The organism is Erythrobacter sp. SN6-5 (assembly GCF_057364945.1).
Genome location: NZ_CP200282.1, coordinates 2941427 through 2954688 on the forward strand (window position 1 = coordinate 2941427; position 13262 = coordinate 2954688).

The 13262-nt window shown below is 58.0% G+C and carries 10 protein-coding genes, 1 tRNA gene and 3 pseudogenes; all 14 read right to left on the reverse strand.

The window, feature by feature from the left end; all coding sequences use genetic code 11:
• Positions 1 to 114: 114 nt before the first annotated feature.
• Positions 115 to 2037: a potassium transporter Kup gene (locus AC0V6Z_RS14700; protein WP_472639163.1), complete on the reverse strand. Its 1923-nt coding sequence runs from the start codon at positions 2035 to 2037 to the stop codon at positions 115 to 117.
• A gap of 158 nt (positions 2038 to 2195) precedes the next feature.
• On the reverse strand, positions 2196 to 2837 hold the full coding sequence (locus AC0V6Z_RS14705; RefSeq protein ID WP_472639164.1) for a tetratricopeptide repeat protein: 642 nt from the start codon (positions 2835 to 2837) through the stop codon (positions 2196 to 2198).
• Positions 2837 to 3260: pseudogene (locus AC0V6Z_RS14710) on the reverse strand (cytochrome c-type biogenesis protein). The gene AC0V6Z_RS14705 and the pseudogene AC0V6Z_RS14710 overlap by 1 nt, the downstream one beginning before the upstream one ends.
• 47 nt (positions 3261 to 3307) lie before the next feature.
• Positions 3308 to 3835 (reverse strand): DsbE family thiol:disulfide interchange protein, encoded by a 528-nt coding sequence (locus tag AC0V6Z_RS14715; RefSeq protein WP_472639165.1) that lies wholly within the window; start codon positions 3833 to 3835, stop codon positions 3308 to 3310.
• Positions 3835 to 5841: a heme lyase CcmF/NrfE family subunit gene (locus tag AC0V6Z_RS14720; protein WP_472639166.1), complete on the reverse strand. Its 2007-nt coding sequence runs from the start codon at positions 5839 to 5841 to the stop codon at positions 3835 to 3837. The genes AC0V6Z_RS14715 and AC0V6Z_RS14720 overlap by 1 nt, the downstream gene beginning before the upstream one ends.
• 9 nt (positions 5842 to 5850) lie before the next feature.
• Positions 5851 to 6334 (reverse strand): annotated as a pseudogene (gene ccmE / locus AC0V6Z_RS14725) (cytochrome c maturation protein CcmE).
• Positions 6331 to 6471, reverse strand: a complete 141-nt coding sequence (locus AC0V6Z_RS14730; RefSeq protein ID WP_472639167.1) for a hypothetical protein — start codon at positions 6469 to 6471, stop codon at positions 6331 to 6333. Before AC0V6Z_RS14730 ends, ccmE begins: the two are co-directional and overlap by 4 nt.
• Complete coding sequence (ccmC, locus tag AC0V6Z_RS14735) at positions 6471 to 7223, reverse strand: heme ABC transporter permease CcmC (protein ID WP_472639168.1); 753 nt, start codon at positions 7221 to 7223, stop codon at positions 6471 to 6473. The genes AC0V6Z_RS14730 and ccmC overlap by 1 nt, the downstream gene beginning before the upstream one ends.
• A gap of 138 nt (positions 7224 to 7361) precedes the next feature.
• Positions 7362 to 8430 (reverse strand): annotated as a pseudogene (locus AC0V6Z_RS14740) (Leu/Phe/Val dehydrogenase).
• A gap of 76 nt (positions 8431 to 8506) precedes the next feature.
• Positions 8507 to 8583: transfer RNA gene (locus AC0V6Z_RS14745), tRNA-His, on the reverse strand.
• A gap of 429 nt (positions 8584 to 9012) precedes the next feature.
• Positions 9013 to 9237: a 50S ribosomal protein L31 gene (gene rpmE / locus AC0V6Z_RS14750; RefSeq protein WP_472639169.1), complete on the reverse strand. Its 225-nt coding sequence runs from the start codon at positions 9235 to 9237 to the stop codon at positions 9013 to 9015.
• 104 nt (positions 9238 to 9341) lie between these two features.
• Positions 9342 to 9827, reverse strand: coding sequence for a 3-hydroxyacyl-ACP dehydratase FabZ (gene fabZ / locus AC0V6Z_RS14755; protein WP_472639170.1), 486 nt, complete (start codon positions 9825 to 9827; stop codon positions 9342 to 9344).
• 47 nt (positions 9828 to 9874) lie between these two features.
• Complete coding sequence (locus AC0V6Z_RS14760; protein ID WP_472639171.1) at positions 9875 to 10567, reverse strand: OmpH/Skp family outer membrane protein; 693 nt, start codon at positions 10565 to 10567, stop codon at positions 9875 to 9877.
• Positions 10567 to 13206 carry an outer membrane protein assembly factor BamA gene (gene bamA / locus AC0V6Z_RS14765; protein ID WP_472639172.1) on the reverse strand — a complete coding sequence of 880 codons (2640 nt, stop codon included), beginning with the start codon at positions 13204 to 13206 and terminating at the stop codon, positions 10567 to 10569. Before bamA ends, AC0V6Z_RS14760 begins: the two co-directional genes overlap by 1 nt.
• Positions 13207 to 13262: the final 56 nt, after the last annotated feature.

Below are 13262 nucleotides of genomic sequence, written 5' to 3' on the forward strand. Positions count from 1 at the left end.
CTCTTTCGTTGGTGACTGCGGCCTACGCCCCTTTCCCAGATTCGTTCAACCTACGGGCATGTAACATCTTGTTACGACCAACAGGTGTGATCACCTGTGCGCCATCCATGCCACCTAAATCTCGACCTGACTGCCTAGCTCCACCACACGGTTGGTCGGCAATCGGAAGAACTCCATTGCGGTCGCCGCGTTTCTCAGCATCCACGCAAAGATCTTCTCGCGCCAGATCGGCATGCCCGGCTTGTCGCTTGCCAGAAGTGTCTGCCGCGAGAGGAAGAAGCTGGTGTGCATCATGTCAAACTCGCCGCCACACTGTTCCATCTGCTTCAAGCCCAGCGGGACGTTCGTCTCTTCCATAAAGCCATAGCGTAACACCGCGCGATAGAATCCGTCGCCCATATCCGTATATTCGCAGCGGTTGCTCGGATCGACATAGGGCACGTCCTGAATATCGACCGTCAGGATCACCACGCGTTCGTGCAGCACCTTGTTGTGCTTGATGTTATGCAGCAGCGCAGAGGGCACGCCAGCCGTGCTGGAGGCCATGAAGATCGCCGTGCCGGGCACGCGAGTGGCGGAATTCTTGGCGGATTTTGCGAAGATTTCCATCGGCAGAGCAACTTCGCTCATCCGGTCGCGCATCAGCTTGCGCCCACGCGCCCATGTCGTGAGCAGCAGGAAGGCGATAAAGCCCACCATCAGCGGGAACCAGCCGCCGTCCGGCACCTTCGTAAGGTTCGCCGCGAAGTAAGCGCCATCCACGATCAGGAACAGGATCACGACAGGCGCAGCGTACCACCACTTCCATTTCCACACGCCAATCAGCAGCACCGCCATCAGCAGCGTGTCAATCGTGACCGCGCCGGTCACAGCAATGCCATAGGCGCTGGCGAGATTAGAGGAGTTCTGGAACGTTAGCACCAGAATGATCACCGCCACCATCAGCGCCCAGTTTACCACTGGAATGTAAATCTGGCCGCCTTCGGTTTCGCTGGTGTGGCGGATTGAAAGGCGCGGAATATAGCCCATCTGAATGGCTTGGTGCGTAATCGAGAACGCGCCGGAGATGACCGCTTGGCTGGCGATAAAGGTCGCGACCGTGGCCAAGAACACCAACGGCAAACGCCATTCCTCGCTGGCGAGGAAGAAGAACGGGCTCTGGATGGCTTCGGCGGCTTGTTCCGGCGGCAAGCCAATGATCATCGCCCCCTGCCCAAAGTAATTGAGCAGCAGGCAGGGCATAACGAAGCCAAACCACGAAAGCCGCATCGGACCACGGCCAAAGTGCCCCATATCAGAATAGAGCGCCTCTGAACCGGTAACCGCCAGAACGACTGAGCCCAACGCCAGAAACGCCAGCCAGCCATCAAGGACAAAGAAATTCACCGCGTGATAAGGGTTAAGCGCCCACAAGATCTCTGGCGTGTTGAATATCTGCCACGCGCCCATGCTGGCGATGACCGTGAAGTAAACGATCATGACCGGGGCAAACAGCGCCCCTACCTTCGCCGTTCCGCGCTTTTGCAGCATGAACAGAAAGACGAGTAGGCCCAGCGCAATCGGAATAACAAAACGCTGCAATCCGGGGTCCACAACCGTCAGGCCCTCGACCGCAGACAGGACCGAAATTGCAGGCGTAATCATGCTGTCGCCGTAGAATAGCGAGGTCGCAAACACGCCGAGCAACAGCGCCACCCAACCATATTTCGACTTGCTAAGCTGACTAGAAATGAGCGCGACCAACGCGAGTGAACCGCCCTGCCCCTTGTTATCGGCGCGCATCAGGATCGTGACATATTGGATCGAAACGACCAGCGTCATCGACCAGAAGATCAGGCTGATGACGCCCAGAACATGCGCCGTATCAACCGCAAGCGGGTGCGGACCAACAAATGTTTCGCGGAACGCATAAAGCGGACTGGTGCCGATATCGCCAAAGACGATACCAATCGCGCCAACCGCAAGCGCCTTTTTAGACGCGCTATGGCCCTTGCCGCCTTGGGGCGGCTGGTGTGCTGGCGCTGCTGTATCGCTCATGCGTAATGGATTTCCCGAAGTAGAGCCGCGGCCCTATCGATACTGCCCTCGTAAATAAGCCGCCCGATTTGGCGACTCTGCCCCCTCACGAACCATGTGAGGTGGGCGCGCTTAGCACCGCCTTAGCGCCCCTGCAACTCAGGCGTTGGATGCGCGCCTTATTGGGCCGCTGGATTGGGCGCACCAGACAGCATGGCATCAATGACCTCTAGCCTTTGGGTCAGCTCTCCGTGCCATGGCGCGTCCTCTGGCGTGCGCTCCAGCAATTCGGCCCAGACGGCGCGCGCCTCACGCACCTGACGAGTGCGAAAATAGGCCGCTCCAAGGAAGAAACCCGCTGCGGGATTAGCAGGATCGGCCTTGCTTGCCCGGTCATAGGCGTTGTGCGCCGCAGGTGTAACTCTACCATCGGCGTGCTCAACCAAAGCCATACCGAGCGCTAACCAGCCCTCTGCGTGCCTCGGATTGTCTGCGAGGCCGCCACGCAGCAAGCCAGCAGCATCAGAGAACCGCCCGCGCCGGGCAAAGCCATCAGACACAGTAAGGTAGTTGGGTTTGGGCACGCCTGCGTCAAACAAGGCGCGGCGCGCCTCGACCATCTGTTCGCCAGAGCGAGGTTCCTGCACCATCGCTGCCTTGGGACTGCCCGGTTGGCTAGCGCTGCCCTGCCATGCGTAGCCGGTAAGACCGAAGACCAAGACCGCGCCAAACAGCGTCCAGCTCGATTTCGGCAGACGCAGCACGAATGCAGCAAAGCCGAACGCGGCAAGCGCGAGGAGTGAGACAGCGATCCACCCCATTATGCGCTTTCCTCTGAAGTCGGCGCCCTGTCCGTACCTTCGCCATCGGAGCGTTTGCGCCCCAGACGGCGGAACAGCAGCAACAAGCCAAAACCAAAGATGATCGCTGGCACCAGAAACAGCGGCCAGGTCGTGGAGCTGACCTCTGGCTGGTAACTGACATAATCGCCATAACGCACGATCAGCCATTGGCGGATCGCCTCCGGTTCCTCCCCAGCGGCAAGGCGCGAGCGGACCTGATGGCGCATATCGCCAGCCATCGGAGCATCGCTATCGTGGATATTCTGGCTCTGACAGGTGAGGCAACGCAGCGTCGCCATCAGCTCCACGGCTTGCGCCTCCAGCGCTGGGTCTTCCAATTGGGTGTAGGCATAGGGTGCCGGCGGCAGCGAGATCTTGCGCGGTCAGCGGCACACCGAGCATGGCAAAAGGCGCAAGCACGGCGGCCAGCAGAGCAATGGAGAGCGCCCTCACGTTTCCGCCTTCTTGAGCTCTTCCAGAAGAAGCGGAATATGCTCCAGCCTGATGTCGCCAATATGCTGATAACGGATCACACCCTCGGCATCGATCACATAGGTTTCCGGCACGCCTGACGCACCAATCTCCAGCATCAGCGACGAGATATCGTCCTTACCGATGCGGGTGTAGGGATTGCCGTAGCGCTCTAGGAAATTCGCCACATCCTCCGGTTTATCCCGGATTGCGACGCCGATGATCTCCACGCCCTGCCCTTCGAGCACTTCGAGTTGCTTTGCCTCCGCAATGCACGGCAGGCACCAGCTCGCCCAGATGTTGAGCAGTTTTGGCTTTCCGCCGATGAAGTTCGCACGCGATGCACCGGGCATTGTCTCAACCGCCGCAGGCAGTTCAAACTCTGGCAGAGCTTTCTCAACCATGGCGGAGGGGATTTGATCATCCTTCGGCTGGGTCAGCTGATATCCGGCCACGCCCAGAAAGAAGACAAACAGCCCCAAAGGTATCCATAAGGTCCAGCGCATCAGAACGTCCCGTATCCGTCGATTTTTTCCATTTTGAGCTGCTCAGCTTCCGCGCGCTTTTCGGTGCCTCGCAGCACCGCACGGCGGCGTTTCAGGTCTGTGCTCACTCGGCCAATAATCGCCAGCGCGCCGCCCAGCGCAATCAAGAGGCCGCCGTACCAGATGAAGGTCACAAATGGCTTCCACCATACGCGCAGCTGCCAGCGCTGATTGCCATTGGCATCAACCCCGGCGGAATCGCCAATCACCGCGTAGAGCTGCCCATCCCAGCGTGTGAGCAGAGCGCTCTCGCTGGTGGCTTGCGCGGGCGCCCAGAAATTGCGCGCCTGCGGGACCATAACGGAGGCCTCGCCCTTGCCCCGCTGCGCAATCACGCGGGCTTCCATCGCGGTCCAGTTCGGCCCGGCAATCGGATCAACGCTTTCCAAGGTAATGTTCCATCCGGCAACCTGCTGGCTTTCGCCCGCGGTCACCGCCGACAAGCGCTCTGTTGTAAACGCGCTCTCGCTGGCCATACCGAACAGCGACACGGCGACACCGAAATGCGCCAGTACCATGCCCCATGTCGCCAACGGCACGCGCGCTAGTTTGCGGCCACGCAGTGGCATGAAAGAGGCAATCGCGAGGCCTGCCGACAATGCAAGGCCGAGGATTGCCAAGATTGAATAATCACCCAGCACCGCGACTACCGCCAGCACGCCAAGAATGATCGCGCCGACAATCGCCAGTTCCAACTGAATGCGCGCAGGTTTATCCTCGCGCCAACGCATCAATGGCCCGGCGGCCATCACAAGGAACATTGGAACGGCAAAAATCGCGCTGACCGGATTGAAATATGGCGGGCCAACGGACACGCGAATATCAAACGCCTCAGTCAGCAACGGATAAAGCGTGCCGAGCAGCACAATCCCGAGGATCGCGGACAACATCACATTGTTGAATACAAGTGCGCCTTCGCGGCTGGTCATGGCAAAGCGCTTGCCCTCTGCCACGGTCCCTGCGCGCAAAGCAAAGATCGCTAGGCTACCGCCAATGTAAATCGCCAGCAGCGCGAGGATAAAGCTGCCCCGTTCTGGATCGACGGCGAACGCATGCACGCTGGTCAGCACGCCAGAGCGCACCAGAAATGTGCCCAGCATGCTCATCGAGAAGGCGACCACGCCGAGCATAATCGTCCAGGTGCGCAAGGCATCACGCGCGGCCAGTACGCTGGTCGAATGCAGCAATGCGGTCGCTGCGAGCCACGGCATTAGAGAAGCGTTCTCAACTGGATCCCAAAACCACCAGCCGCCCCAACCAAGCTCGTAGTAAGCCCAGTAACTGCCAGCGGTAATACCCAGCGTCAGGAATACCCAAGCGCCCAGCACCCATGGCCGCATCACCCGCGCAAATTCGGGCGTCACATTTCGCGTAAGCAGCGCACCAATCGCGAAGCTAAAGGCGACCGACAGGCCAACATAGCCAATGTAGAGCGTCGGCGGATGCAGCGCCAAACCAATGTCTTGCAGCAACGGGTTCAGCCCCTGCCCCTCTGGAGCAGGGATTGGCAGGCGCTCAAACGGGTTCGAGCTGAGCAATAGGAAAGCGTAAAAGCCAAGCGCAACAAAACCCTGCGTCGCCAGCGTAGCCTGCATCGTGCGCACGGGCAGGCGTTTCTCAAGCCAGCCGATCAACCCGCCGGACATCGCCATCACAGCGACCCACAGCAGCATGGAGCCTTCGTGATTGCCCCAGGTGCCGGTCACTTTGTAAAGTATCGGCTTTAGTGAATGCGAATTCGCCGCGACCAGTTTCACCGACAGATCAGTGATCGCAAAACACCACATCAGCATGAGAAATGCGAGGCTCGCCAAAAGCGCCTGAACCATCGCCGCTGGGCGCACCAAGCGCGCTAGCTCGCCATCTTCATCCTGATTCTGGCGCAGCGCCAAAACGCCCGCGAACAATTGCAGCGCGGCAAGCGCAGCGGCGAGCCACAGGGCGGCCAGGCCAATCTCTGCGATCATCCTATGGCCTTAATCCGTGTACATCGTGGTGGTGTAGGATTGCTCAGGTGACTTATGCTGCTCCAATCCTTCCAACTCGCGCGGCACGTAATTCTCATCGTGCTTCGCCAACAGGTTCGTGGCGAGGAAGGTGCCATTTTCTTGCAGGCTGCCATCGGCGACCACGCCAGAACCCTCCACGAACAGATCAGGCAAAATACCGCTGTAGCGGACCGGGATAGTCGCCGCTTCATTACCTGTGACGACAAAGGCCACGGTAATCCCATCATCAAGCGTTTGGAGCGAGCCGGGCTGCACCATTCCGCCAAGCCGCACCGCTTTGCCTGTCTCAGGCGGATCTCGCGCTCATTTGCTCTGGCAGATAGAAGAAGTTCGCCTGATTGCGCAGCGCATAGGCCGCCAGCAGGCCCGCTGCGATAACCGCGACAATGGCGATCACGACCAGCACCATTCGTTGATGCTTTGCGCGTAGTCCCGTGCTTATCTCAGTCATCGCCGCTTTACCTCATCCCGGCGGCGTTCGGCCCGCCGCATGCTTTGCCACGCCCAAATCGTCACCGCGATCAAGGCGCCAATCCCGATCACATAGGCTGCAATCACATAGTCCCACTGGTTGAGTGCCTCGCGCATCAGCTGGCTCCCATCGAAGCGGAAGCAGGTACATCATCTTCGAGCGCGCGGCGGCGTAGGCGCGCCTCAACCTGCATTTCTGCGATCAATGCGCGCATCCGCATCAGCACAATTCCGCCAAACAACAGCGAAAAACCAAGCACGGCAACCAACAGCGGGACCAGAAACTCACCCGCAATCGCACTCTTACCAACGGTAATGCTGGGCGGTTGGTGCAACGAATTCCACCACACGACTGAGCGGTTGATGATCGGAATATTGATCGCGCCAACAAGGCCAAAGATCGCTGGGATCTTGCTCGACCCGCCGTCGCGTGCGCTGGCCTGGGCCAAGGCTATATAGCCCGCATAAAGGAAGAGCAGCACCAGCATGCTCGTCAGCCGCCCATCCCAAACCCACCAGGTGCCCCAGGTTGGGCGCCCCCAGATTGAGCCGGTGGCCAGGCAGATCGCCGTAAATACCATCCCCGGCACCGCAACCGCGCGTGCACCAATCGCCGCGAGCGGATGCTTCCAGATCAGCAGCGCCGCGCTGGATAGCGCTATACCGGTCCAACCGCCCATGCCGAGCCACGCCGATGGTACGTGAATATAGAGAATGCGCACCGTCTCACCCATCAGCCGATCAGCTGGAACGACGAGCAGTCCCCACGCCACCGCACCCGCAGACAGCACAATGCCGCTCAGCAACAGCGCCGGCGCGAGCCAGCGGGCGAGTGAGAGAAAACGGGTTGGATTGGCGTAGCCGTGCATAAATACCGTTGCTTGTTCGTCGCTGATTAAGCGCACCCTCGCTGCGCGGCAAGGGCACAAAACAAACAACACCCTGCAACTGTCATGAACAACAGGCAATTCGCGGAGCAAAAAAGCCCAACTGGGTGGGCGAAAAACTTAGCGGCGACCGATCAACTCTTGCGCCATGCGATCAGCAACCACGTCAGATGAGACACCAGTTTCCTCACTTTTGAGCCAGATTTCCTCAAGCCGTTCAGGTATCTGCGCAATCCGTTTGCGAACGTCATTGATGTCGCCCGGCGTGCCATTACGACGTGCGAGATATTCCAGCGCGACCGAGATAATGCCGCCCGCGTTGATGACATAGTCCGGGGCATAGAGAATTCCGCGCTCTGCCAGCGCTTTACCGTGTTCTGCGCGGGCAAGCTGGTTATTCGCGCCGCTCGGCGACGATTGGCGTATCCAAGCGAGCAATACCCTCCTCATCCAAGATCGCGCCGAGCGCATTGGGGCTAAAGACATCGCAGGACGTGCTCATGATGGCATCCGCGCTAACGGCTTCTCCGCCCAGTTCGCGCGCCAATTCCGCTGCGCGATCAGCGTGAATATCCGCCAAGGTCAGCTTCGCTCCATCCTTCGCCAACAGCCGCGCAACGCCCGCGCCGACGCTGCCAGTGCCCTGCACCGCAACATGCACGCCATCGACGTTATCTTTACCGAGCTTATGGCGAACAGCGGCCTTGATGCCGTGATAAATGCCCATTGCGGTAAACGGGCCGGGATCACCGCCCGCATTACCCTCGCCCTCAACTGGGAGGCCAGAGACATGCGCCGTTTGCTTGGCCACGGCGACCATATCAGCTTCGGTGATACCGACATCTTCTGCCGTCACATAGCGGCCGCCGAGTGCTTCGACGGCATCGCCAAACGCAGCCAGCATTTCAGGCGTCTTAGTGCGCGCATCATTGGCCAGGATCACCGCTTTGCCGCCACCCATCGGCAGACCCGCCATTGCATTCTTATAGCTCATCCCGCGGCTAAGGCGCAGCGCATCGGATAGGCCATCTTTGGGATTGGGATAATGCCAGAAGCGTGTGCCGCCTGCGCCTGGGCCGAGATGCGATGAATGCACGGCAATAATCGCGGTCAGACCGCTCTTGCGCTCATGCACAAGCTGCACGAGTTCGTGTTCATCAAAGTCCGGTTCGGTCCAGAATGCGGTCATCAGCGATCAAGCCCCAGTTCAATTGGCGGTGCGCTTTGCAAGACCGCGCATCGAAAGGGGGCATTGAAGGGGGAAATGGGGCGACCGAGGGAGCTCGAATCCCCGACCTCCGGTACCACAAACCGGCGCTCTAACCAACTGAGCTACGATCGCCATATGCCCCGTCTCAACGCAACCTAAGTCGCTGCCAAGCCTACGCAAGGGGGGCGTGTTACGCGTGCTGACGGCCTGGTCAAGGCCGCTTGCGTGCGGGGCGAGCCTGTTGCACAAACACAGACCCGTGTGAAGCGAAAACTGCGCGAAAATCGCTTTTGCGCAAGAATATTTCGCTCCGCACTTGGGATCGCTCTGGCCTCGCGCAGATTAGTCAGACTGTGTGCGAATCTTGAGGCGTCTATTGTTGAGGTCCTCGCCCCGCAAACGAACACTTCCGATGCGCCCTGCACGAGCTGGCCAACGCGAGCCGCGCGCTGAAACTAACGCTCACAGCCACTATGACCGAGCCAATAGGCAAGCAAAAAGGGCGGCCCCGCAGGACCGCCCCATTGGTACGATGTTACCATCGCAAATCTCGTTAAACGCTTACTTCTTAAGCGAAAGACCGCCAAAACGTTTGTTAAACGCAGCAACACGGCCGCCTTCTTGAATTTGCTGCTTACCGCCAGTCCAAGCCGGGTGGCTGGTCGGGTCAATATCAAGCGCCAAAGTGTCGCCTTCTTTACCCCAAGTGGAGCGTGTCTGAAACTCTGTACCATCGGTCATCTTGACCGTGATCATGTGATAATCGGGGTGTGTATCGGCCTTCATGGCGGTATATCCTTCGTAGCTTTCGCCGGTACCGACCGGCTGCGCTGTTGAATTGAGAAGCGGCGCGTTTAGCCGTCTTCCCCAAAAATGCAAGCGTTATTGGGTCACGCTGGCGGGTCAGCAATCATCGCGGTGAACTCAACTTCGCACGAGGTTTTGCCCTCGACGCTCGCCTTGCCTTGGAACTTATAGACCCGGCTGCGCTTCTGAACGAATTCAACATTGAGATCGAGCAAGCATCCCGGTGTCACCGGGGCACGGAATTTCGCATTCTCGATCCCCATAAAGATCACCAGCTTACCCGTGCCCGAAAGCTCTAGCGTCTCAATCCCCAGGATTGCCGCCGCCTGCGCCAAGGCCTCAATCTGAAGCACGCCTGGCATGATCGGAGCGCCAGGGAAATGCCCCTGAAAGAACTCTTCATTCATGCTGACAGCTTTCACCGCATGGATGCGTTCGCCCAAATCAATCGTGCGAACCCGATCAACCAGCAGCAATGGATAACGGTGCGGCAGGGCTTTGAGGATCTTGTGGATGTCGTAATCCACGATCTGTTCTGCGCTGGCCGGTGCTTCCGAACCCTCACTCATGCCTTGCCCCCTGTGTTATCTATCGCTGCTGCTTTGCCCAGGTAGGCTTAGCGTCCCTCGGGAGCCTGCGCTGCTGGTTGCTGTTGCTGCTGTTGAGCGGCCTGCGCCTGCTGAATGGCCTGAGCCTGGAGCAGCACCTGCTGGATTTGCTGGAACACGCCGACTGAATTGCGGTTTGGTTGCCATCCTTGAGCAGGGACAATGGTGACGCTTGGAACTTTTGCGTTAAGCGCGGCGGTCACTTGCTGGCTAATGTCAGCTTGTGGCGGCGCATAGATAATCGCATCAGGCGAAACGATCATTTGGATCGATTGCGCTTGCACTACTTCTTGCAGCGATGACGAATATTGCATGAGAATTTGCTCAACCGCATAGACACGCGCACCATCGATTTGCGCGGTCAGCGTTTGAATTTCCTGATCAATCGCCTGAATACGAGTGGTTTGTGCCGCGTTCGCTGCGGCAGCCTGTTCAGCTTCATCCAGCTGATTGTCGTTATTCGTATCGAGCTGTTGCAGCAGCGTCTGACGCTCTTGATTGCGCGCGCGGCGGGTGTCGATTTGCGACTGATAAGTGGTCGAAATCTGCTGATAAGCGGTTTGGAACGCGGTGGTGCCGATAACAACACGCGCGGTGTCGACTGTCGCGACATTGCCCTGCACCTGAGCGGTGGCAGGCACTGCAACAGCGGTGGACATAGCGAGGCCCGCAATCGCGAGCGACTTAGCAAAGAGTTTCATTAGAACTGAGTTCCTACATTGAATGAAAATGTTTTGGTCTCATCGCCTTCGACGCTGCGCAATGCATGCGCAAAGTCGATGCGGAATGGCCCAAAGGGTGAATTCCAATTTACGCCGATACCGACGGTTATGCGAGGTGATGGCGAGTCGCCCAAGAAGACTTCTTGGAAGCCTCCTCCACCAAAAGGAGTATTCGGTGTGCCATCCGGCGCAACGGGATCAGTAGTGATCGTGTTATCCGCCTGCTGAAACAGTTGTGGTGAGGAAACAAGCAGAGGATCCGTGATCCCCCACAATGCACCAACATCTGCAAAAATCGATGGGCGAAGGCCAAGTTCGCGGGCACCAGTACCGAGCGGAATTTCAAGCTCAGCACGGCCAAGATAGAATTTGCGACCGCCAAGCGCGTCGTCGCGTGCCTGATCCCGGTCAAGAACGGGATTTCCATCGCCATCTAGCGGACGACGCAGAATCCGAGGGCCAACACCGCGAATATCAAATCCGCGAATTTGCGGCTCACCCAGGAAGAAACGATCAGTCAACAAGACATCGTCAACACCCGCGCCTGGGCGATTTTCAAGCGGAATGATTGATCCACCCTCTGCGCTAAGCGAGAAGATAAAACCGCTGCCCACATTGAAATATTGCGTCCCCTTTGCACGAAGCCGGAGATATTTCACGTCGCCACCAAGACCGGCAAACTCTGTCGTAAAGTTGATATTGGCGCCGCGTGATGGCCGGATCCGCGAGTTCAGCGTGTTGTACGCCAGACTTACCCCGAGGATTGAACTCAACCGTTCGCCCAATGCATCGCACAGGAAACGTCCAGCAAGATTTGGATCGCAAGTCTCGATGCCATCGCCGTTTTGATCGGAGAAGAACTGATTACCCAGATTCACATCGTCATAATTGAGCGTGTAACTGCCAACGAGCGACAGAAATTCCGTCAATGGCACACCGGCACGAAGCGAAAAGCCTGTTGTGGATTGTTCGAACGATGGAGCACGGTTGTTTTGAAGAAAGCTTGGATTCTCAAAATCACGCCGGAAGATATCAATCCCCGCCGAGATATTGCGATCAAACACATATGGGTCTGAGAAGCTAAGCTGAGCAGAACGCGAGAAACGCGAGAAGTTCAGACTCAATCCGACTGTCTGGCCACGCCCGCGGAAGTTCCGCTGACGAATGCTACCAGAGAGAATGAAGCTTTCAATCGAAGAGAAACCAGCAGAGAATTGCAATTCCCCGGTCGGTTGCTCTTGCACGTTTGCTTCCAGCACGATCCGATCAGGCTGACTGCCCTCAACCTGATTGACCTCAAAGTTCTCTTGGAAATATCCGAGCGATGCAATCCGGGCAGTTGTCCGTTGGACACCAATCGAGTTGAATGCATCGCCTTCGCTGATCCGAAATTCGCGGCGGACAACTTTATCTTGGGTCAGCGTGTTGCCGTTTACGTCCACACGTTCAACATAAACACGCGGTGCCTGGCGCAGCACGAAGTTGATGTTCATCGCCAGATTGTCTTTGTCGCGGTCAAAGCGCGGCTGAACATCTGCGAAGGCATAGCCAAAGGTTCCGGCCAAATCAGACAATTGCTCAACCGTGTCTTCGACCGATTTTGCATCGTACCAATCGCCGGTCTTCATCGGCAGGCGGCCCGCCAACGCGTCGCCGTCAAAATCGCGCAACTGGCTCTCAACTTCCACATTGCCAAATTTGTAGCGTTCGCCCTCTTCCACCACATAGGTGATGATGAAGTCTTCTTTGTCAGGCGTCAGCTCAGCCACGGCCGACACAACGCGGAAATCGGCATAGCCCTCGGTAAGGTAGAACTGGCGCAGCTTCTGCTGGTCAAAGGCAAGCCGGTCGGGGTCATAGCTGGTGTTGGAACTGAAGAAACGGGTGAAGCGCGCCTGCTTCGTCACCATTTCGCTGCGCAACTCGCCGTCGGAAAACTCTTCGTTTCCGATGATATTGATCTGGCGGACCTTGGACTTTGGCCCTTCACTGATCTCAAATACAATATCGACGCGGTTTTGCGGCAGCTGGACCATCTTCGGTTCAACTGTGGCGGCAAACCGTCCCTGACGCTTATACAGCTCGATAATCCGAGCCACGTCAGCGCGCACTTTCGAGCGGGTGAATATCTGCCGCGGCGCAAGCTTTATCTCGGGGATGATCTTGTCGTTCTTAATACGCTCGTTGCCTTCGAGCACGATGCGGTTAATCACCGGGCTTTCCGTCACATTGATTACGACATTGCCGCCATCATTGCGGATCGAAAAGTTCGAAAATAGCTCGGTTGCGCCCAAGTCCTTAAGCGCCGCATCAGCGCCCGCCGTGGTGTATGGCTGGCCCACGCGCAGACGAATGTAGCTTAGGATAGTTGTCGGCTCTAGCCGCTCTGAACCGACCACGCTGATCGACCGGATCGTATCGGCCGCAGGCGCGGGCTCTGGGGCCTGTTCCGTTGAACTTTCAGCCTGCTGCGCGGTGGCGGCATTGCTGGTCTCGGTCTGATCCTGCGCCACGGCCGCCTGTGGAAGGCTGACAAGAGCGCTCGTGCACAAAAGTGCAATGGAGAGCCGCCCGGCTGACTTAGCAGACACGGCGTCTGTCTCGCTGCATCGATTCATTGAGTAAGTGTTCCCGTCTAACCCGTATCTAATCACGCACGCCTGCCCCGGGGCAT